Origin of the sequence: Citrobacter telavivensis, assembly GCA_009363175.1 — a bacterium.
Classification (GTDB): domain Bacteria; phylum Pseudomonadota; class Gammaproteobacteria; order Enterobacterales; family Enterobacteriaceae; genus Citrobacter_A; species Citrobacter_A telavivensis.
This window is the reverse complement of record CP045205.1, coordinates 2270161-2289228: the sequence shown is the minus strand read 5'-3', so window position 1 is coordinate 2289228 and position 19068 is coordinate 2270161. Positions and strand designations below refer to the sequence as shown.

Annotated in this window: 15 protein-coding genes; 9 read left to right on the top strand and 6 right to left on the bottom strand. The window is 54.1% G+C overall.

Translation table 11 applies throughout. The features are described 5' to 3' along the window. The first annotated feature begins 1 nt into the window (after position 1). A complete protein-coding gene (gene rcsB, locus GBC03_13230; GenBank protein ID QFS71102.1) occupies positions 2-652 on the top strand; it encodes a transcriptional regulator RcsB in 651 nt (216 codons plus the stop codon). Between the two features lie 112 nt (positions 653-764). Here the strand turns inward: rcsB and rcsC are convergent, their stop codons facing one another. Next, complete coding sequence (rcsC, locus tag GBC03_13225) at positions 765-3611, bottom strand: two-component system sensor histidine kinase RcsC (GenBank protein ID QFS71101.1); 2847 nt, start codon at positions 3609-3611, stop codon at positions 765-767. Positions 3612-3783: 172 nt separating this feature from the next. Between rcsC and atoS the strand changes: the two genes are divergently transcribed. The 7 genes from atoS to GBC03_13190 all read left to right on the top strand — a co-directional run bounded on the left by atoS (position 3784) and on the right by GBC03_13190 (position 12020). Continuing rightward, positions 3784-5610: a two-component system sensor histidine kinase AtoS gene (gene atoS, locus GBC03_13220; GenBank protein ID QFS71100.1), complete on the top strand. Its 1827-nt coding sequence runs from the start codon at positions 3784-3786 to the stop codon at positions 5608-5610. Beyond that, positions 5607-6992, top strand: a complete 1386-nt coding sequence (gene atoC / locus GBC03_13215; GenBank protein ID QFS71099.1) for an acetoacetate metabolism transcriptional regulator AtoC — start codon at positions 5607-5609, stop codon at positions 6990-6992. Before atoS ends, atoC begins: the two co-directional genes overlap by 4 nt. A 197-nt stretch (positions 6993-7189) precedes the next feature. Then, the gene (atoD, locus tag GBC03_13210; GenBank protein QFS71098.1) at positions 7190-7852 is read left to right on the top strand and encodes an acetate CoA-transferase subunit alpha; all 663 of its coding nucleotides are present in this window, start codon (positions 7190-7192) and stop codon (positions 7850-7852) included. After that, positions 7852-8502 (top strand): 3-oxoacid CoA-transferase subunit B, encoded by a 651-nt coding sequence (locus GBC03_13205; GenBank protein ID QFS71097.1) that lies wholly within the window; start codon positions 7852-7854, stop codon positions 8500-8502. Before atoD ends, GBC03_13205 begins: the two co-directional genes overlap by 1 nt. Next, positions 8499-9821 carry a TIGR00366 family protein gene (locus GBC03_13200; GenBank protein ID QFS71096.1) on the top strand — a complete coding sequence of 441 codons (1323 nt, stop codon included), beginning with the start codon at positions 8499-8501 and terminating at the stop codon, positions 9819-9821. The genes GBC03_13205 and GBC03_13200 overlap by 4 nt, the downstream gene beginning before the upstream one ends. A 30-nt stretch (positions 9822-9851) precedes the next feature. Continuing rightward, positions 9852-11036, top strand: a complete 1185-nt coding sequence (locus tag GBC03_13195; GenBank protein ID QFS71095.1) for an acetyl-CoA C-acyltransferase — start codon at positions 9852-9854, stop codon at positions 11034-11036. A gap of 228 nt (positions 11037-11264) precedes the next feature. Further along, positions 11265-12020, top strand: a complete 756-nt coding sequence (locus GBC03_13190; GenBank protein ID QFS71094.1) for a MurR/RpiR family transcriptional regulator — start codon at positions 11265-11267, stop codon at positions 12018-12020. A 95-nt stretch (positions 12021-12115) separates the two neighbouring features. Here GBC03_13190 and GBC03_13185 read toward each other — a convergent pair whose 3' ends face one another. The 5 genes from GBC03_13185 to gyrA all read right to left on the bottom strand — a co-directional run bounded on the left by GBC03_13185 (position 12116) and on the right by gyrA (position 18060). Continuing rightward, complete coding sequence (locus tag GBC03_13185; protein ID QFS71093.1) at positions 12116-13132, bottom strand: gfo/Idh/MocA family oxidoreductase; 1017 nt, start codon at positions 13130-13132, stop codon at positions 12116-12118. An 11-nt stretch (positions 13133-13143) separates the two neighbouring features. After that, the gene (locus tag GBC03_13180) at positions 13144-14160 is read right to left on the bottom strand and encodes a PTS sorbitol transporter subunit IIB (protein ID QFS71092.1); all 1017 of its coding nucleotides are present in this window, start codon (positions 14158-14160) and stop codon (positions 13144-13146) included. Further along, complete coding sequence (locus tag GBC03_13175; GenBank protein QFS71091.1) at positions 14141-14539, bottom strand: PTS glucose transporter subunit IIA; 399 nt, start codon at positions 14537-14539, stop codon at positions 14141-14143. Before GBC03_13175 ends, GBC03_13180 begins: the two co-directional genes overlap by 20 nt. A 9-nt stretch (positions 14540-14548) precedes the next feature. Then, the gene (locus GBC03_13170) at positions 14549-15070 is read right to left on the bottom strand and encodes a PTS sorbitol transporter subunit IIC (GenBank protein ID QFS71090.1); all 522 of its coding nucleotides are present in this window, start codon (positions 15068-15070) and stop codon (positions 14549-14551) included. A 353-nt stretch (positions 15071-15423) separates the two neighbouring features. Further along, positions 15424-18060, bottom strand: coding sequence for a DNA topoisomerase (ATP-hydrolyzing) subunit A (gyrA, locus tag GBC03_13165; protein QFS71089.1), 2637 nt, complete (start codon positions 18058-18060; stop codon positions 15424-15426). A gap of 146 nt (positions 18061-18206) precedes the next feature. On the opposite strand from gyrA, the gene ubiG reads away from it, so the two are divergent. Beyond that, the gene (gene ubiG, locus GBC03_13160; protein ID QFS71088.1) at positions 18207-18935 is read left to right on the top strand and encodes a bifunctional 2-polyprenyl-6-hydroxyphenol methylase/3-demethylubiquinol 3-O-methyltransferase UbiG; all 729 of its coding nucleotides are present in this window, start codon (positions 18207-18209) and stop codon (positions 18933-18935) included. Positions 18936-19068 lie beyond the last annotated feature (133 nt).

Below are 19068 nucleotides of genomic sequence, written 5' to 3'. Positions count from 1 at the left end.
CATGAACAATATGAACGTAATTATTGCCGATGACCATCCGATTGTACTGTTCGGTATTCGCAAATCACTTGAGCAAATCGAGTGGGTGAATGTTGTTGGCGAATTTGAAGACTCCACAGCACTGATCAACAACCTGCCAAAATTAGATGCGCACGTGTTGATTACCGATCTCTCCATGCCGGGCGACAAGTACGGCGATGGGATCACTCTGATCAAATATATCAAGCGCCATTTTCCGAGCCTGTCGATCATTGTTCTGACCATGAACAATAACCCGGCAATCCTGAGCGCGGTTCTTGATCTCGACATCGAAGGAATTGTCCTGAAACAGGGCGCGCCAACCGATCTGCCGAAAGCGCTCGCGGCGCTGCAAAAAGGCAAAAAGTTCACCCCGGAAAGCGTCTCTCGCCTGCTGGAAAAAATCAGTGCGGGCGGCTACGGCGACAAACGTCTCTCTCCGAAAGAGAGTGAAGTCCTGCGTCTGTTTGCCGAGGGTTTCCTGGTCACTGAAATCGCCAAGAAACTGAACCGCAGTATCAAAACCATCAGCAGCCAGAAGAAATCAGCCATGATGAAACTGGGCGTTGAGAACGATATCGCACTGCTGAACTATCTTTCTTCCGTGACCCTGAGCCCGGCAGACAAAGACTAATTTCTCTTTCCGTTGCAAAATGCCTGATGGCGCTCCGCTTATCAGGCCTACTCATTACGGAAAACATCCCCGTTCTGTAGGCCGGATAAGGCAAAGCCGCCATCCGGCATTTTTAACCCCGTGTTTTCCTGACCCGCTCCGCATACACCGCCAGCGTCTGCTTGAGAATGTCCAGCGTGACCGGCTTCGACAGACAGCTGTCCATCCCCGACTCCAGACAGCGCTGCTTCTCTTCGGCTAAGGCGTTTGCCGTCACCCCGACTACCGGTAGCGTCAGCCCCAACTGACGAATACGCTGCGTCAGACGATAGCCGTCCATATTCGGCATGTTGACGTCGCTCAGCACGATATCGATGTGGTTTTTGCTTAGCACGTTCAGGGCATCCACGCCGTCATTCGCGGTCTTGCACTGATACCCCAGCGAACCCAACTGATCGGCCAACAGGCGACGGTTGATTGGATGATCGTCAACCACCAGGATCATCATGTCATCATTGGTGGCCGCCGCTTTTTCCGGGGCCGGTAACGCGGAAGAGAGCTCGTCATCGTCGAGTTCAATACTGTAGATCCGGGCCAGCAGCGCCGGCAGTTCATGCGGCGACGCGACGCTGTGAACCCATTCCCCCGGCACCCTTTCCAGCGGAATGCCAATGTGACGGCGACAGAAAATAACCGCCGCACGCCCCTGCCAGGGCTGTTCCAGCTCATCGTCAGCGATCAATACATCGTCACTCGCCGGAGGTTGGCCTTCATAACGCATCACTTCGACGCCGTTGCGCGTCAGGCTGTTTTCAATAAATTGACACAGCGAGGCATTACGCACCGCCAGCCAACAGCGTGTTCTGGCGAGTCCATCGAGACCTTTTTTCGCCGGATACTGCGCGCCATACAGCGGAATACGCACCGTAAACTGGCTGCCCATCCCCGGTTCAGAATCGACCGAAATGTCGCCGTCCATCATGCTGATCAGCTTTTCGCAAATCGCCAGTCCCAGCCCCGTCCCCTGGAAATTGCGCTGCACGCCGGTACCGACCTGGAAAAACGGGTCGAACAGGCGCACCACCTCTTTCGCCGGGATCCCTACGCCGGTATCCCGCACCCGAATACTGAGGTAATCATCGTCACGGCTAACATGCAGTACGATGCAGCCAATGTCGGTGAATTTAATCGCATTACTGAGCAGGTTAGAAATCACCTGTTGCAGGCGCATCGGATCGCCATTGAGGGCAACCGGCACATTCGGTTCGATAAAGCAGTACAACCCTATCTGCTTGCGCACCACCAGCGGCAAATAGTTCGCCGTAATGTGGCTCATCACCTCGCGCGGTGAGAATTCACGCGGCTCAATTTTCAACTGCTCAGATTCAATTTTCGAGAAGTCGAGAATGTCGCTGATGATTTTCAGCAGCAGACTGGAAGAGTTATTCATCGCCGTCACCAGGCGATCGACCCCTTTGGGTAACGCTTTGGTTTGCAGCAGATCGAGGTTACCGATGATGCCATACAGCGGGGTACGCAGCTCGTGGCTGACGGTCGCCAGGAACATCGATTTCGACTGACTCGCCTGCTCAGCCGCCTGCGCCATCTCCTGCAACGACTCCTCCATTTTGACGCGGGCGGAGACATCCACCAGCACACAGATCGCCACGTTTTCATTGCGATAGCGGGAATGGACGAAGCTAATCTGCAGGTTGGTGTTATTACTGGTCAGCACATCGACAAAGTTCACCTGCTGTCCGCAGATGATTTGCGTCAGCCTCTGTCGGTCCTCATGGGTGAGCATGTTCAGATACGTGTGCGCCAGCTCATTACTGAGAATGTTAATACCGTCAACGGTGCGCAGAATGCAGATCCCGACCGGCGCGGAAGCGACAATCTTACGGTTAAACTGCTCATGCTCTTCCAGACGCTGGGCGTCGCTTTCCGCCGGAATAAAGATCCGCCGTTCGTACATCCGCGCGAGAGTAAACAGCGCCGCGCCCACCAGCACGTTCAGCAGAATGGCATTCAGAATCAGCATCCGGATCCGTTCCAGCACCAGATCAACCGGGACGGAATAGACAATGCTCAGCGAGGACGGCGGCAGGTTTTTCTTCAGCACCAGTTCACGAAAACCCGGCGTATAGCCAAACCAGGAACGCTCCTGCATCCAGCGAGGCTCCGCCTTAATGGTGCCTTCCGGTCCGGTCAGTGAAATCAGCGCATGACCATTTTCATCCAGAATGGTCACCCCCATCGGCAGACTGCCCGGCGTAAAGAAATTTTCCATCCGAATGGACTGCTCAACGCCTAACAGCGCCTGCAGACGGTTTGCCAGATAGACCGGCGTCAGCGCGTAGAAATACCCGATCCCCGGACGCGGCCCCTGCCCTACCCAGTAAAGATTGCTTCCGGACTCATCCTGCGGCGCATTGCGGTACTTCATAATCCGCTCGTGCAGCGTTTTCAGCGCGTTATCGCGCTCGACGGGCATATCGCGCAGGCCGAAATTCGCCATGCAGAGATTATCGCTACCAATGAGAAATACGCGATTCAGGTCGTAGGCGGCAGAGAAGTTGTCGCGCCAGTAGCGCATGAACCACGCCAGCGACTCCAGCGATCCGCGCCATGCATTGCCCATTGCCGCACAGTCTGAATCAGCAAACAGCGGCTGAAAGGTCGGGACCTCGGTTTTATCGTCACGCGCCCGCGAAGTCAGCACGCCGTTCTCCGCCGTCAGGCGGTTCTCAGCGATATACTTGAGCTCTTTCATCACATCCGCCGTGCGCTGAATATAGCGCTGGGCCTGATCGGAACTGAGATTAAACTCCTGGCGAATCTCTGATTCCCGCTGATGCAGGGCGTTCACGATGTAGAACACCGAGGCAAAGGCAATGAGCAGCCAAATCAACAGCGCCAACGCTCTGAACAGGTAGCGCGAGATTTTCAGTGTCGTGCGAAAGGAAGCAAGGTATTTCAAAAGGGCGAAGCTCCGCCTCAGGCGATAAATGGAGTGTGGTTAAGGTAGCGGTAAATGCGCGGCGTCGCAATGCCCGCGCCTCCGTTTGCGGGAATATGATACACCGCTGAGAAACCATTGCCGCAACCATCGATAATCATCATTTGCCGTACAGAGCCACAGGGATGCCAGCATGCGCTTTTTGAGAGGGTTATACCCGCGACGCTTACGCAATCAAATGATACTGATGGCGATCCTGATGGTCATCGTGCCGACGCTGTCGATCGGTTATATCGTAGAAACCGAAGGCCGGTCAGCAGTCTTATCCGAAAAAGAGAAAAAATTATCTGCCGTCGTACACCTGCTCGATCAGGCGCTCGGCGAACGCTTTGACGATTTTACGACGTTGCCACGGGAGGAGCGGATCCGGGCGCTGAATGCCGAACTCGGCCCCATCACCGAACAGATAACCCTGGCGTTTCCGGGCATTGGCGCGGGCTACTATAACAAAGCGCTGGATGCGATTGTGACCTACGCCCCTTCCGCGCTGTATCAAAATAACGTCGGCGTGACGATTGCCGCCGATCACCCCGGACGTGAAGTGATGCGCAGCAATGCCCCGGTGGTCTTTTCCGGTCGCCAGGTGCGTGGCGATATTCTCAACTCGATGATCCCCATCACCCGGGACGGTAACGTGATGGGTTACATCTGGGCAAATGAGCTGACGGAAGATATTCAGCGTCAGGCCTGGAGGATGGACGTGCGCATCATTGCGGTACTGGCGGCGGGTCTGCTCTGTAGCCTGTTACTGATTGTGCTGTTTTCCCGACGTCTTGGCGCGAATATCGACATTATCACGGACGGTCTGTCGACGCTGGCGCAGAAGACGCCGGCACAACTTCCCAATCTCCCCGGCGAACTGGGGCAAATCAGCCGCAGCGTCAACGCCCTGGCGCAAACGCTGCGTGAAACCAAAACCCTGAACGACCTGATCATTGAAAACGCCGCCGACGGCGTGATTGCTATCGACAGACAGGGCGATGTCACCACCATGAACCCCGCAGCGGAAATGATTACCGGCTACACGCTGAATGAACTGGTCGGTCAGCCTTATGCCACTCTGTTTTCCGACCCTCATTTTGCCAGCCCGGTTCTCGATACCCTGGCACACGGTACAGAACATCTGGCACAAGAAGTCAGTTTTCCGGCGCGCGATCGCACCATCGAACTCAGCGTCACCACCAGCCGCATTCATAACCCCAATGGTGAATTGATCGGCGCACTGGTGATTTTTTCCGACCTGACCGCTCGCAAAGAAACACAGCGTCGCCTGGCCCAGACGGAGAGACTTGCCACGCTGGGTGAACTGATGGCCGGGGTGGCGCATGAGGTGCGTAATCCGCTTACCGCTATCCGCGGCTATGTGCAGATCATCCGTCAGCAAACCAGCCTGCCGGTACATCAGGAATATCTGTCCGTGGTACTGAAAGAAATTGATTCCATCAATAGAGTCATTCAGCAGTTGCTGGATTTCTCCCGCCCACGACAAAGCCAGTGGCAGCAAGTGCTGCTTAATTCGTTGATCGAAGAGACGCTGATTCTGGTGCAAACCTCCGGTGTACAGGCGCGGATCGCGTTCAACGTCGAACAGGATAAAGGATTACCTGCCATCGTTGCCGATCGCGAACTGTTGAAACAGGTGATCCTCAATATTCTGATTAATGCCGTACAGGCCATCAACGCGCGCGGCGAAATTCGCATTCGCACCTGGCAATATTCAGCCACGCAACAAGCCGTGACGATTGAAGACAACGGCTGTGGGATCGATATCGCGCTACAGAAAAAGATCTTTGACCCCTTTTTCACCACCAAAGCCTCAGGAACGGGGCTTGGACTCGCGCTCAGCCAGCGCATCATCAATGCCCATCAGGGCGATATTCGCGTCACCAGCATGCCCGGATGCGGCGCGACATTTACCCTCATTTTACCCATTAACCCGCAGGGAAATTTGTCAGTATGAAAACCCGCTATCGTATCCTCATCGTGGATGACGAAGACAACGTTCGTCGCATGCTCACTACCGCATTCTCGCTACAGGGGCATGAAACGCACTGCGCCAGTAACGGTGAGGAAGCCTTGCAGCGCTTTGTCGACGCACCGCCGGATGTGGTGCTGATGGATATCCGTATGCCGGAAATGAACGGGATTGATGCACTGAAAGTCATGCGCACCCGGCAGCCGCGCATCCCCGTGATCCTGATGACCGCTTACGCTGAAGTCGAAACCGCCGTCGAAGCGTTGCGCAGCGGCGCGTTTGACTACGTGATCAAACCCTTCGATCTCGATGAACTCAATTTACTGATCCAACGCGCACTGCAATTGCAGGCGATGAAACAGGAGATCCGCAGCCTGCATCAGGCGCTGAGCACCAGCTGGCAGTGGGGGCATATCCTGACCAACAGTCCACGGATGATGGATATCTGCAAAGACACGGCAAAAATTGCCCTGTCGCAGGCCAACGTCTTGATCAGTGGCGAAAGCGGCACCGGTAAAGAGCTGATTGCACGCGCCATTCACTACAACTCGCGCCGGGCAAACGGGCCGTTTATCAAAATCAACTGTGCCGCGCTGCCGGAGTCACTGCTGGAAAGCGAGCTGTTTGGTCATGAAAAAGGCGCCTTCACCGGGGCACAGACTCAGCGTCAGGGACTGTTTGAACGCGCCCATCAGGGAACGCTGCTGCTCGATGAAATTGGCGAAATGCCGCTGGTACTGCAGGCGAAGCTACTGCGCATCCTGCAGGAAAGAGAGTTTGAACGCGTGGGCGGACACCAGACCATTCAGGTAGATATCCGTATCGTTGCCGCCACCAACCGGGATCTCCCTGCAATGGTAAAAGAAGGCGCCTTCCGCGAAGACCTGTTTTACCGTCTGAACGTCATTCATCTGCAACTTCCCCCGCTGCGTGAACGACGGGAAGATATTGCGCTACTCGCTAACCACTTCTTACAGAAATTCAGTTCGGAAAATCAGCGCGATATTATTGAAATCGATCCTGCGGCCATGTCGATGCTTACCACCTGGCCCTGGCCCGGCAACATTCGGGAGTTGTCTAACGTCATTGAGCGGGCGGTCGTGATGAATACCGGGGCGGTTATTTTTGCTGAAGATCTGCCCGCCCCGCTCCGCCAGCCGGTGAGTGGTAGCAGCGAGATAAAAGCCACGCAGCCCGGTGAACGCAATCTGAAAGAAGAGATAAAACGTGAAGAGAAGCGAATTATTATCGAGGTGCTCGAGCAGCATGAAGGCAACCGCACCCGCGCCGCGCTGATGTTAGGTATCAGTCGACGCGCTCTGATGTACAAACTGCAGGAATACGGTATCGATACGGCCGGGTTGTAGCACCAGAATCTGCTATGCAGAATTTTGCACAGTGCGCAAAATTCTGCATAGCCTCCGCGCGATAAGCCCACTGCACACAAACAAATAACTTTTTTAATTCAATCAGTTAATTAATTTCCTCACCCGTTAGCCATTCTGGCATCCCGCTTGCTATTCCCTTTGCGTACCCAAAATGGAGTATGCAAAAGGGAAACATAATGAAAACAAAACTGATTACCTTACAAAACGCTGCCGGGTTCTTTCGTGACGGCATGACCATCATGGTTGGCGGTTTTATGGGGGTAGGGACCCCACCCCGTCTTGTCGAAGCCTTACTTGAATCCGGCGTCAGAGACCTGACGCTGATCGCCAACGATACCGCCTTTGTCGATACCGGTATTGGCCCACTGATCGTCAATGGCCGGGTAAACAAAGTCATTGCGTCTCATATCGGCACCAACCCGGAAACGGGGCGTCGGATGATTGCCAAAGAGATGGAGGTTCAACTGGTGCCGCAAGGTACGCTGATTGAGCAGATCCGCTGCGGCGGCGCAGGACTCGGCGGCTTCCTGACCCCCACCGGCGTCGGCACCATCGTGGAAGATGGCAAACAAACCCTGACGCTCGACGGAAAAACCTGGCTGCTGGAGCGCCCGTTGCGCGCCGATCTGGCGCTCATCCGCGCGCACCGTGCCGACCCTCTCGGCAACCTGACCTACCAACTCAGCGCCCGCAACTTTAACCCACTTATTGCCCTCGCCGCCGATATCACCCTGGTGGAACCTGACGAACTCGTTGAGACAGGCGATCTGCTGCCTGACCAGATAGTCACCCCCGGTGCGGTTATCGACCATATCGTCATTCCACAGGAGAGCAAATAATGGATGCGAAACAACGTATTGCGCGCCGCGTGGCGCAAGAACTTCATGATGGTGACGTCGTGAACTTAGGTATTGGCCTGCCGACGATGGTCGCCAACTACCTGCCGGATGACATTCATATCACTCTGCAATCAGAAAACGGATTTCTTGGACTGGGGCCGGTCACCACCGCGCATCCCGATCTGGTGAACGCTGGCGGACAACCCTGCGGGATTTTGCCGGGTGCGGCGATGTTCGATAGCGCGATGTCATTCGCCCTGATCCGTGGCGGTCATGTGGATGCCTGCGTTCTGGGCGGGTTGCAGGTTGATGAACAGGCCAACCTCGCGAACTGGGTGGTGCCCGGCAAAATGGTTCCCGGCATGGGGGGGGCAATGGATCTGGTGACCGGCGCGCGCAACGTCATTATCGCGATGGAGCACTGCGCGAAAGACGGCTCGGCGAAAATCCTCCGCCACTGCACCATGCCGCTGACTGCCCAGCATGCGGTACATGTGCTGGTCACTGAACTCGCGGTGTTCCGCTTTATCGACGGTAAAATGTGGCTGACGGAAATCGTCGACGGGTGTGACCTTGATACCCTGCGCGCAAAAACCGAAGCTCACTTTGACGTTGCCGCCGATCTGGTCGTTCAGCGAGGTGACGCATGATTGGCCGTATCTCGCGTTTCATGACGCGCTTTGTCAGCCGCTGGCTGCCCGATCCCCTGATTTTCGCCATGCTGCTGACGCTGCTGACGTTCGGCATCGCGCTGTGGTTAACACCGCAAACGCCCGTCGCGATGGTGCGTTTCTGGGGGGACGGCTTCTGGAACCTGCTGGCCTTCGGGATGCAGATGGCGTTGATCATCGTGACAGGCCACGCGCTGGCCAGTTCTGGTCCGGTGAAAAACCTGCTGCGCACCGCCGCGTCTGCCGCTAAAACGCCCGCTCAGGGCGTAATGCTGGTGACCTTCTTTGGCTCCGTCGCCTGCGTCATCAACTGGGGCTTCGGCCTGGTGGTTGGGGCGATGTTTGCCCGTGAAGTTGCCCGTCGCGTGCCGGGTTCCGATTATCCGCTGCTGATTGCCTGCGCCTATATCGGTTTTCTGACCTGGGGCGGCGGCTTCTCCGGTTCGATGCCCCTGCTGGCGGCAACGCCGGGTAACCCGGTTGAACACATCGCGGGCTTAATTCCGGTCAGCGATACCCTGTTCACCGGTTTCAACATCTTCATCACTCTCGGGTTGATTGTGGTCATGCCGTTTATCACTCGCATGATGACGCCAAAACCGTCAGATGTGGTCAGCGTCGATCCGAAACTGTTGATGGAAGAGCCTGATTTCCAGAAGACCTTGCCGGCAAATGCGCCTCCGTCAGAAAAACTGGAAGAGAGCCGTATCCTGGCGCTGATCATTGGGGCATTAGGCATCGCCTATCTCGGGATCTACTTCGCCGAGAAAGGATTCAACATCACCATCAACACCGTCAACCTGATGTTCATGATTGCCGGTCTACTGCTGCACAAAACGCCAATGGCCTATATGCGCGCCATTAGCGCCGCCGCGCGCAGCACCGCCGGTATCCTGGTGCAGTTCCCGTTCTATGCCGGGATCCAGTTAATGATGGAACATTCCGGCCTCGGGGGACTTATCACCGAATTCTTCATCAACGTCGCCAATAAAGACACCTTCCCGGTCATGACCTTCTTCAGCTCCGCGCTGATCAACTTTGCCGTGCCGTCAGGCGGCGGTCACTGGGTTATTCAGGGACCGTTCGTCATGCCAGCCGCGCAGGCGTTAGGAGCCGATCTCGGCAAGTCCGTCATGGCGATCGCCTACGGCGAGCAGTGGATGAACATGGCGCAACCCTTCTGGGCGCTTCCCGCACTGGCCATCGCCGGGCTGGGGGTTCGCGACATCATGGGTTACTGCATCACCGCCCTGCTTTTCTCCGGCGTCATTTTTGTTGTCGGCCTGACCTTTTTCTGACGGCAGCCACTCACTTTTAAGGAACAGAAGATGAAAAATTGTGTCATCGTCAGCGCAGCACGTACCGCCATCGGCAGCTTCAACGGCGCGCTGGCAACAACCAGCGCCATCGATCTTGGCGCAACCGTGATTAGCGCCGCGCTGGAACGCGCACAACTCGATCCGCAGCGCGTGGATGAAGTGATCATGGGCAACGTGCTGCAGGCCGGTCTGGGACAAAACCCGGCGCGCCAGGCGCTGCTAAAGAGCGGCCTTAGCGAGACGGTCTGCGGTTTTACCGTCAACAAAGTCTGCGGCTCCGGCCTGAAAAGCGTCGCGCTGGCCGCCCAGGCGATTCAGGCCGGTCAGGCGCAGGCGTTGGTCGCCGGCGGCATGGAAAACATGAGTCTGGCACCGTATCTGCTGGATGCGAAAGCCCGCTGGGGCTATCGCCTCGGCGACGGTCAGTTATCAGATGTGATTTTGCGCGATGGCCTGCTCTGTGCCACCCACGGCTATCACATGGGGATCACCGCCGAAAACGTCGCCCGCGAATACGGTATCAGCCGCGAAATGCAGGATGAGCTGGCGTTGCTCTCCCAGCAAAAAGCGGTAGCTGCCATCAATTCTGGTGCCTTCCAGGCCGAGATTGTGCCGGTCAGCGTCACGTCGCGGAAGAAAACCATCGTCTTTGACCGCGATGAATTCCCCAAAGCTGACTCAACAGCGGAAGGTCTTGCCGCGCTGCGTCCGGCATTTGATAAAGCTGGCACCGTCACCGCCGGTAACGCCTCAGGGATCAACGACGGTGCGGCGGCGCTGGTGGTAATGGAAGAATCGGCGGCACTGGCGGCGGGGCTGAAACCGTTGGCACGCATTAAGGCCTACGCCAGCGGCGGCGTCGCCCCGGCGCTGATGGGAATGGGGCCGGAGCCCGCCACGCAAAAGGCGCTGCAATACAGCGGACTACAGCTTTCGGATATCGATCTGATTGAAGCCAATGAGGCGTTTGCCGCGCAGTTCCTCGCCGTCGGCAAGACGCTGGGCTTCGACCCAGAGAAGGTGAACATTAACGGCGGCGCGATTGCGCTTGGTCATCCGATCGGTGCCAGCGGCGCGCGAATTCTGGTGACATTACTGCATGCGCTTGCCGCGAGAGATAAAACGCTGGGTCTGGCGACGCTGTGTATCGGCGGCGGTCAGGGAATAGCCATGATTGTGGAAAGGATGAATTAATACCTGGAGTCCCCCGGTTATACACAACATCATTCAGTTGGCATGGATGCCGCTCCTGTAAACCCCTGGCACAGAGATAACGATGTGCCAGGGGTTTTTTACAACCCGGCAAAGCGACGGTCCGTAAGAACGAGGTTCATGGATGAGCCGAGTAATGCCGTAGCCAACACAGAGGCCGCTTGAAGGATAAAGTGTATCTGTCATAATAAACAAAACCGAGGGACCTTAATGAACATTATCGAACAACTTCAGTTACTGGTAAAAACAGGCTCGCACGCGGAACAAACAATTAGCCGTTACATTCTGGCGACATTATCGGGCGCGGAAAAACTGACGTCGACGGCAATTTCAAAAAAGACACAGACCAGCCAACCCTCCATCGTTCGTTTTGCGCAATCTCTCGGTTATACGGGTTTTACTTCATTTAAATATGATTTAATTAAATGTCTGCGTAGTGAACCTGAGACGCTACTCCCGGCCCAGGCAACGAAGAACAACGTTATCCTTAGCGAGTTTATTAATAATAATAACCCGGCGGCACTCAATACCTTCTTTGAAATTATTAATTCCAGTCGTAACCTCTATTTCTGTCATCCACGGGAATTGAGTTCCTTACTCAGCAATATCATTCAGGACTATAGCGATATTGGTAAAGTCTGTATTCCCGTGGAGTACCAGAATGCCCATTCACTGTTGACAAACGCCCTGACGGATTGCGATTCGGTGATCCTGCTGCCAGGACTTAAAGATGAGCCGGATAATCAATTGATTACCTTGATTCGAGAGCATGAGGCAGCCTCGCTGGCGGTAGCCTGCCATCAGAGCGGCGCGTCGCTGGCCGATGTGACCTTATATACGCCGCAGTCCAGCGCCAGCCCACTGAGTTTTGCCGCGCTGAAAATGTCATTGCATACGCTTTTTTTCCATGCGCTGCAATATTGCTATCTGAATATGAATAATGAAAAGACGCCTCATAAACGCTGATCATCGACCGGATTGCGGGGGAATAAAGAACCCTGCCTTAATCAGAGAAATTAAAGCCAGAAAAGACTGTCTATGAGGCGTAAATTGCAGATTAATTATAACTGCACAATACTTCCTGTTGATAACGAGTGATGCACGGCTTCGCAAATTAACGTGGCTTGCAACCCATCGTCTGCGGTTGCCAGATAAGGGGTATCAAATAAAACGTGCTCAACAAAATCATGTATTGGCTGAATCCCATACCCACTGGCTTTATTATTAACGTAATTAATAAAATTATAATTTGGCGTTGCGCTGCGCTGTGGCGTAAACATTTCATAGCCCCGCAACTGCGCGTCGGCACGATAATAGTTATTCTCTGTGATAACAAAACTACGACCGTCATTTGCTTTGGGGAAGGAAGGAGGCAAGCACCACCCCACTTCAACAGTCCATTGCGCGCCATTATCAAACGTGACGAAAGACTGAATGGTGTCCCAGGAATCGATGCCTTCCGCAACCAGCTTCTTCTTCTGTCCTATCGCATAGACGCTCACTGCATTGGCGCCATTCATATAATATCGAATCAAATCAAAACAATGTGTTCCAAGGAAATGAACGGGAGAGCTCTCGTTCGCCCATGACAGCCAGTTTTTCGGCACGTCGATGATGTCGTCCATGCTCATGTAGCCACGCAGGACCTGGCCGGTTTCGGGTTTCAACAGTTCATGATGAATATGCTGTGCCATTCCGTCCCAACGCTTGTGGTAATCGACACCAATCTTCACCCCCTGCTGCTGTGCACAACGGATGATTTCCCGACATTCCGCTGACGTTGTCGCCATCGGTTTTTCAATCAGCACATGTTTACCCGCGTTGATGGCCTCAATGGTGGCATCAAAGTGGAACGGATCCGGTGTGGCAATTGACACCAGATCAACCTCCGTCGCGGCAAATAACTCTGCCAGCGAGGCATAACCCGGCACCTGAAACTCCGCCGCCACTCTGGCGCGGATTTCCGGATTGATCTCGCAAAAACCCACCAGATTCACCCACGGATTATAGTGATACGCATTGATATGATGTTTGCCGTAAATACCAGCCCCCACCACTGCGGCATTGATTTTGTTCATTACACGATTCCTCAGTTAAACAAGCCAAACGAAAACAGATAACCGATGGCCACCGCCAGAGGTGCGGTAATCATCCGTGATAACAAGAACGAGGGAACACCGAGACGGATGGTCTTCTCTTTCGCCTCCTGCATGGAAAGCCCAACGGGAATGAAGTCAGCCCCCACCTGGACGTTAATCGCGAACAGCGCCGGCAGCGCCATCAGAGGCGAAACCACCCCGCTACCGATTAACGTTCCCACCAGCACGCCAACAACCTGCGCAATCGCCGCGCCGGGAGCCAGAATGGGAGAGATAAAGGGCAGGCCACAGATAATTGCAATCACAAACAGCCCGGTTAACGATCCGGCAAGCGGCGATAGCGCATTCCCGGTCCACTGACCAATCGCGGTTTCCTGAACCAGCGCGATCAGCACCGAGATAAAGGCCATAAAGGGGATCACGTTTTTAATGCACAACTCAACCGATTCACGCGCAGAGGAGTAGAGAAGGCTGACAAAGTTACCGATCCCCGTCGCAAAACGCGTCATCAACTCCAGCGCGGTGTTGGTCGCTGAGGCGCGCGGTTTTACCTCCTCGGTATCGCGAGCAACCGCGAAGACGTCGCCTGCGGGGAGCGGCTCAATGTGCTCAACGTTTTCCTCCCCGTTTACCGGTTGATTAATGGTCTCAATCAGCGAAAGCGAGTCAAGGCTGACATCCGAGATGTAGATATCCTCGGTGATATATTTCGCCAGCGGCCCCATCGCACCGGTAGGCAGCACGTTGATCGTCTTGATTCTTTTTTGCGGATAGATGCCACAGCGAAGTGAACCGCCGCAGTTGATCACCACACAGAGGATTTTCTTATCATCCGGCATGGCATCAAAACCGTTAACCACGGTCATCTCCAGCATTTCACCCAGTTTTTTCGCGACCGGATCAATGGTTTTCCCGGTTAGCGACAAAATCACCATGCGGGTATCGCGATATAAATACATATCATCGCCAATCCCTGAATGACCTTTTTTAATCAGTACAGTTTTCATTGGTTTTCCTCATTATTTTCAATGGGCCAATCAATTCATTTACGGATGGAGAACAATGACTGTTTACGTGTAATGAACCATAGGCTATTGGCTTTTCAGCCCCGTCAAATACCACCGTCACATGACCTAACTCGCATAAATTTTGCCATGCAGCCTCCCCCCAGCAGGTTATATTCCAGGTGTGATGATTCATCTGCAGAACATAATCCATTGTTTTTTGTAATGGGGTAACATCACAAACAATATTCTTAATAACCAGCACGTAGTCGAGATAATCTTCCGGAGCGCGGTCATTAAAGGTAATCAACATGCCATTAAGCAGTCCCTCTTCCACTTTTCTTCCAGCTTTTACGACGTCAGCCGAAAATAGTACTTTCATTGTTTTCCCTTATTCCTGATTAAGTTCGCGTTTCTCCAGCCGGGTGAAGATATATTCCGTAAGAAAACCACGGATAAAGCCGAGTAGAATACCCGCGGCGATATAGCGCAAAGCCAGATCGGCAACCGGAAGGTCGAGTCGGGTCAGACCGGCGGCGACGCCCAGCCAGATAAAGAGCTCCGATGGTACAATGTGTGGGAACAGAGACGTCAGCGGGTGTACGGTGCTACCCAGTGCATCCTGATAAGCAGGTTTACAGCGTTCTGGTAAAAATTTACCCATCGTCAACGCGCCCGGACTGCTGAGGAAGAACCAGGCAAAACTGGGTAAAATTCCATAGGTTAATATTTTTGATTTCCCCATCAGGGTGGCGACTTTTTCCATTCGCTGTTGGCCAATTAATTTCATAATAAAATTAACGGTCAAAATTAAGGTTATCAGCATCGGAATGGTACTGACGATCATCCCGGAGAATATCTTACCTGCGCTCTGAAAAAGATGGATAAAGCCTTCTGCAATTTCAACTATCATAGTTAACTCCCAACGTGTAGGTATAAGTATATTCATCCGTCAGAAGTGAACTGACAGACGAAGGCAGCCAACGCTTTTTCTTCAAAACCTCAGATGTTTTTATTAAATATTTTTTCAGTTCTCCTCCAGAAGTGAATCTTAAATATCGGTATTCGGTAAGAGGAAAGTTAGCGGTAAATGGCTGAACAAACAGTGAGCACCTTCACAGAGTTATAAGTATTCATTTAATTCTGTATTTTTATACATGAAATACAAAACCACCCTGACACGAATGTTGACAAGGGGAATAGTGAATTCAGGACGTAAAAAAGGGAGGCTAAGCCTCCCTTTTGTGTGGTATGTAAACCCGCTAATTACTCGTCAGCATCGTCTGCGACATCGTCGTCGGTTTCCGCTTCCGGGGCGATATCATCATCCCCTTCCGCCGCGCTACCGTCGATAGAATCGAGGTCTTCGTCATCCACTGGCTCAGCCACACGCTGCAGACCCACCACGTTTTCATCTTCCGCGGTACGGATGAGGATCACGCCCTGAGTGTTACGCCCTACCACGCTGATTTCCGACACGCGAGTACGCACTAACGTACCGGCATCGGTGATCATCATGATCTGGTCGCAGTCATCGACTTGCACCGCGCCAACAACGGAGCCGTTGCGCTCGGTCACTTTGATAGAGATAACGCCCTGCGTCGCACGGGACTTGGTCGGATACTCTTCCGCCGCCGTACGCTTACCGTAACCGTTTTGCGTTACGGTCAGGATCGCGCCTTCACCGCGTGGGATAATCAGAGAGACGACTTTGTCTTCGCCCGCCAGTTTGATACCCCGGACGCCGGTCGCGGTACGGCCCATCGCACGGACGGCATTCTCTTTAAAGCGCACCACTTTGCCCGCCGCCGAGAACAGCATGACTTCGTCGGAACCGGAGGTCAGATCCACGCCAATCAGTTCGTCGCCGTCGTTCAGATTTACCGCAATGATACCGGCAGAACGCGGACGGCTGAACTCGGTCAGCGCCGTTTTCTTCACCGTACCGCTGGCAGTCGCCATAAAGACGTTCACGCCCTCTTCGTACTCGCGTACCGGCAGGATGGCAGTGATGCGTTCGTTGGCTTCCAGCGGCAGCAGATTGACGATCGGACGACCACGCGCGCCACGACTCGCTTCAGGCAACTGATACACCTTCATCCAGTACAGACGACCACGGCTGGAGAAGCAGAGGATCGTGTCATGGGTGTTGGCCACCAGCAGGCGGTCAATAAAGTCTTCTTCTTTAATACGCGCAGCAGATTTGCCTTTCCCACCACGACGTTGTGCTTCGTAGTCGGTCAGCGGCTGATACTTCACGTAGCCCTGGTGAGACAGGGTGACAACCACATCTTCCTGGTTGATCAGATCTTCGATATTGATATCGGCGCTGTTGGCGGTGATTTCGGTACGACGCTGGTCGCCGAACTGATCGCGGATCAGTTCCAGCTCTTCGCGGATCACTTCCATCAGGCGATCGGCGCTGCCCAGAATGTGCAGCAGTTCGGCAATCTGTTCCAACAGCTCTTTGTATTCGTCGAGCAGTTTTTCGTGCTCAAGGCCGGTCAGTTTCTGCAGACGCAGATCCAGAATCGCCTGGGCCTGCTGTTCCGTCAGGTAGTACTGACCGTCACGCACGCCAAATTCAGGCTCCAGCCACTCCGGACGCGCGGCATCATCACCGGCACGTTCCAGCATCGCCGCCACGTTGCCCAGATCCCACGGACGCGCAATCAGCCCCGCTTTCGCTTCCGCCGGGGTCGGCGCGCGACGGATCAGTTCAATGATCGGGTCGATGTTCGCCAACGCAATCGCCAGCGCTTCGAGGATATGCGCACGATCGCGGGCTTTACGCAGTTCGAAAATGGTACGGCGGGTCACCACTTCACGACGGTGGCGCACAAACGCTGAAATAATGTCCTTCAGGTTCATGATCTTCGGCTGACCATGGTGTAGTGCCACCATGTTGATACCGAAAGAGACCTGCAGCTGGGTCTGGGAGTAGAGGTTGTTGAGTACCACTTCCCCAACCGCGTCACGTTTAACTTCAATCACGATGCGCATACCGTCTTTATCAGACTCATCACGCAGCGCGCTGATGCCTTCAACGCGTTTGTCTTTTACCAGTTCCGCAATTTTCTCGATCAGGCGCGCTTTGTTCACCTGATACGGGATTTCATGAACAATGATGGTTTCACGACCGGTTTTCGCGTCAGCTTCCACTTCCGCGCGGGCGCGAATGTACACTTTGCCGCGACCGGTACGGTAGGCTTCTTCAATGCCGCGACGACCATTGATAATCGCCGCCGTCGGGAAGTCCGGACCCGGGATGTATTCCATCAGCCCTTCAATGCTGATGTCTTCATCGTCGATATACGCCAGACACCCGTTGACCACTTCAGTCAGGTTGTGCGGCGGAATGTTAGTCGCCATCCCAACCGCGATACCGGAGGAGCCGTTCACTAACAGGTTAGGGATTTTGGTCGGCATAACGTCAGGGATTTTTTCCGTGCCGTCATAGTTGTCGACAAAATCAACCGTCTCTTTTTCCAGATCCGCCATCAACTCATGGGCAATCTTCGCCAGACGGATTTCCGTATAACGCATCGCCGCCGCAGAGTCGCCGTCAATGGAACCGAAGTTCCCCTGACCATCCACCAGCATATATCGCAGCGAGAACGGCTGAGCCATACGAACAATGGTGTCATATACCGCAGAGTCGCCGTGCGGGTGGTATTTACCGATGACGTCGCCAACGACACGGGCTGATTTTTTGTAGGCTTTGTTCCAGTCATTGCCCAATACGTTCATGGCGTAAAGTACGCGACGGTGTACCGGCTTCAGGCCATCTCGGACATCCGGCAGCGCACGGCCAACAATGACCGACATCGCATAATCCAGATAAGAGTTCTTCAGCTCTTCCTCAATGTTGACCGGTGTAATTTCTCTCGCAAGGTCGCTCATCTAACCGCTATCCCTCTACTGTATCCCGGATTCAAAGGTCGCAAATTATAACACATCCGCACCGATTGAGGTAAACCAATAAGCTTTATTCACCCGCGTTGACTGATATACTCCTGTAACAAGCCATAGAAGGAGTAAAAGCCCCGATGAATGCCGTAAAACCACCGGTAAACCACAACGTTGACCACGAAGAAATTGCCAAGTTTGAAGCCGTCGCGTCACGCTGGTGGGATCTGGAAGGCGAATTTAAGCCATTGCATCGCATTAACCCGCTGCGACTGGGTTACATTGCTGAACGCGCAGGCGGCCTGTTTGGTAAAAAGGTGCTCGATGTGGGCTGCGGCGGCGGCATTCTGGCAGAGAGTATGGCCCGTGAAGGTGCCACGGTGACCGGTCTGGATATGGGCTTTGAGCCCTTGCAGGTAGCAAAACTGCATGCGCTGGAAAGTGGTATCCAGGTGGATTACGTGCAGGAAACCGTGGAAGAACACGCAGCGAAACATGCCCACCAGTATGACGTGGTGACCTGCATGGAGATGCTGGAGCATGTGCCCGATCCGCAATCGGTGGTCAGAGCCTGTGCGCAACTGGTCAAACCCGGCGGCGAGGTGTTCTTCTCAACCCTTAACCGCAATGGCAAATCCTGGCTGATGGCCGTTGTCGGCGCGGAATATATTCTGCGCATGGTGCCGAAAGGGACCCATGATGTTAAAAAATTTATTAAACCTGCGGAGCTGTTAGGCTGGGTGGATCAGACGGTATTGCAGGAACGCCATATGACCGGGTTGCATTTCAACCCTATCACCAACACCTTCAAGCTTGGCCCCGGCGTTGATGTGAACTATATGGTGCACACCACGGCGAACGCGGAATAATCCACTTGCCTGATGGCACTACGCTTATCAGGCCTACGGAAATATGCCCTGTAGGCCGGATAAGACGTTTACGTCGCCATTCGGCATCTCTCGCCTGTACCCAGGTTACAAAACTTGCGCCAGGTCATAAGAA

Excerpts from the sequence above, each read along its gene's own strand:
- rcsB (QFS71102.1), top strand. The coding sequence starts at position 2 with ATGAACAATATGAACGTAATTATTGCCGATGACCATCCGATTGTACTG.
- atoS (QFS71100.1), top strand. The coding sequence starts at position 3,784 with ATGCGCTTTTTGAGAGGGTTATACCCGCGACGCTTACGCAATCAAATG.
- atoC (QFS71099.1), top strand. The coding sequence starts at position 5,607 with ATGAAAACCCGCTATCGTATCCTCATCGTGGATGACGAAGACAACGTT.
- atoD (QFS71098.1), top strand. The coding sequence starts at position 7,190 with ATGAAAACAAAACTGATTACCTTACAAAACGCTGCCGGGTTCTTTCGT.
- GBC03_13205 (QFS71097.1), top strand. The coding sequence starts at position 7,852 with ATGGATGCGAAACAACGTATTGCGCGCCGCGTGGCGCAAGAACTTCAT.
- GBC03_13200 (QFS71096.1), top strand. The coding sequence starts at position 8,499 with ATGATTGGCCGTATCTCGCGTTTCATGACGCGCTTTGTCAGCCGCTGG.
- GBC03_13195 (QFS71095.1), top strand. The coding sequence starts at position 9,852 with ATGAAAAATTGTGTCATCGTCAGCGCAGCACGTACCGCCATCGGCAGC.
- GBC03_13190 (QFS71094.1), top strand. The coding sequence starts at position 11,265 with ATGAACATTATCGAACAACTTCAGTTACTGGTAAAAACAGGCTCGCAC.
- GBC03_13185 (QFS71093.1), bottom strand. The coding sequence starts at position 13,132 with ATGAACAAAATCAATGCCGCAGTGGTGGGGGCTGGTATTTACGGCAAA.
- GBC03_13180 (QFS71092.1), bottom strand. The coding sequence starts at position 14,160 with ATGAAAACTGTACTGATTAAAAAAGGTCATTCAGGGATTGGCGATGAT.
- GBC03_13175 (QFS71091.1), bottom strand. The coding sequence starts at position 14,539 with ATGAAAGTACTATTTTCGGCTGACGTCGTAAAAGCTGGAAGAAAAGTG.
- GBC03_13170 (QFS71090.1), bottom strand. The coding sequence starts at position 15,070 with ATGATAGTTGAAATTGCAGAAGGCTTTATCCATCTTTTTCAGAGCGCA.
- gyrA (QFS71089.1), bottom strand. The coding sequence starts at position 18,060 with ATGAGCGACCTTGCGAGAGAAATTACACCGGTCAACATTGAGGAAGAG.
- ubiG (QFS71088.1), top strand. The coding sequence starts at position 18,207 with ATGAATGCCGTAAAACCACCGGTAAACCACAACGTTGACCACGAAGAA.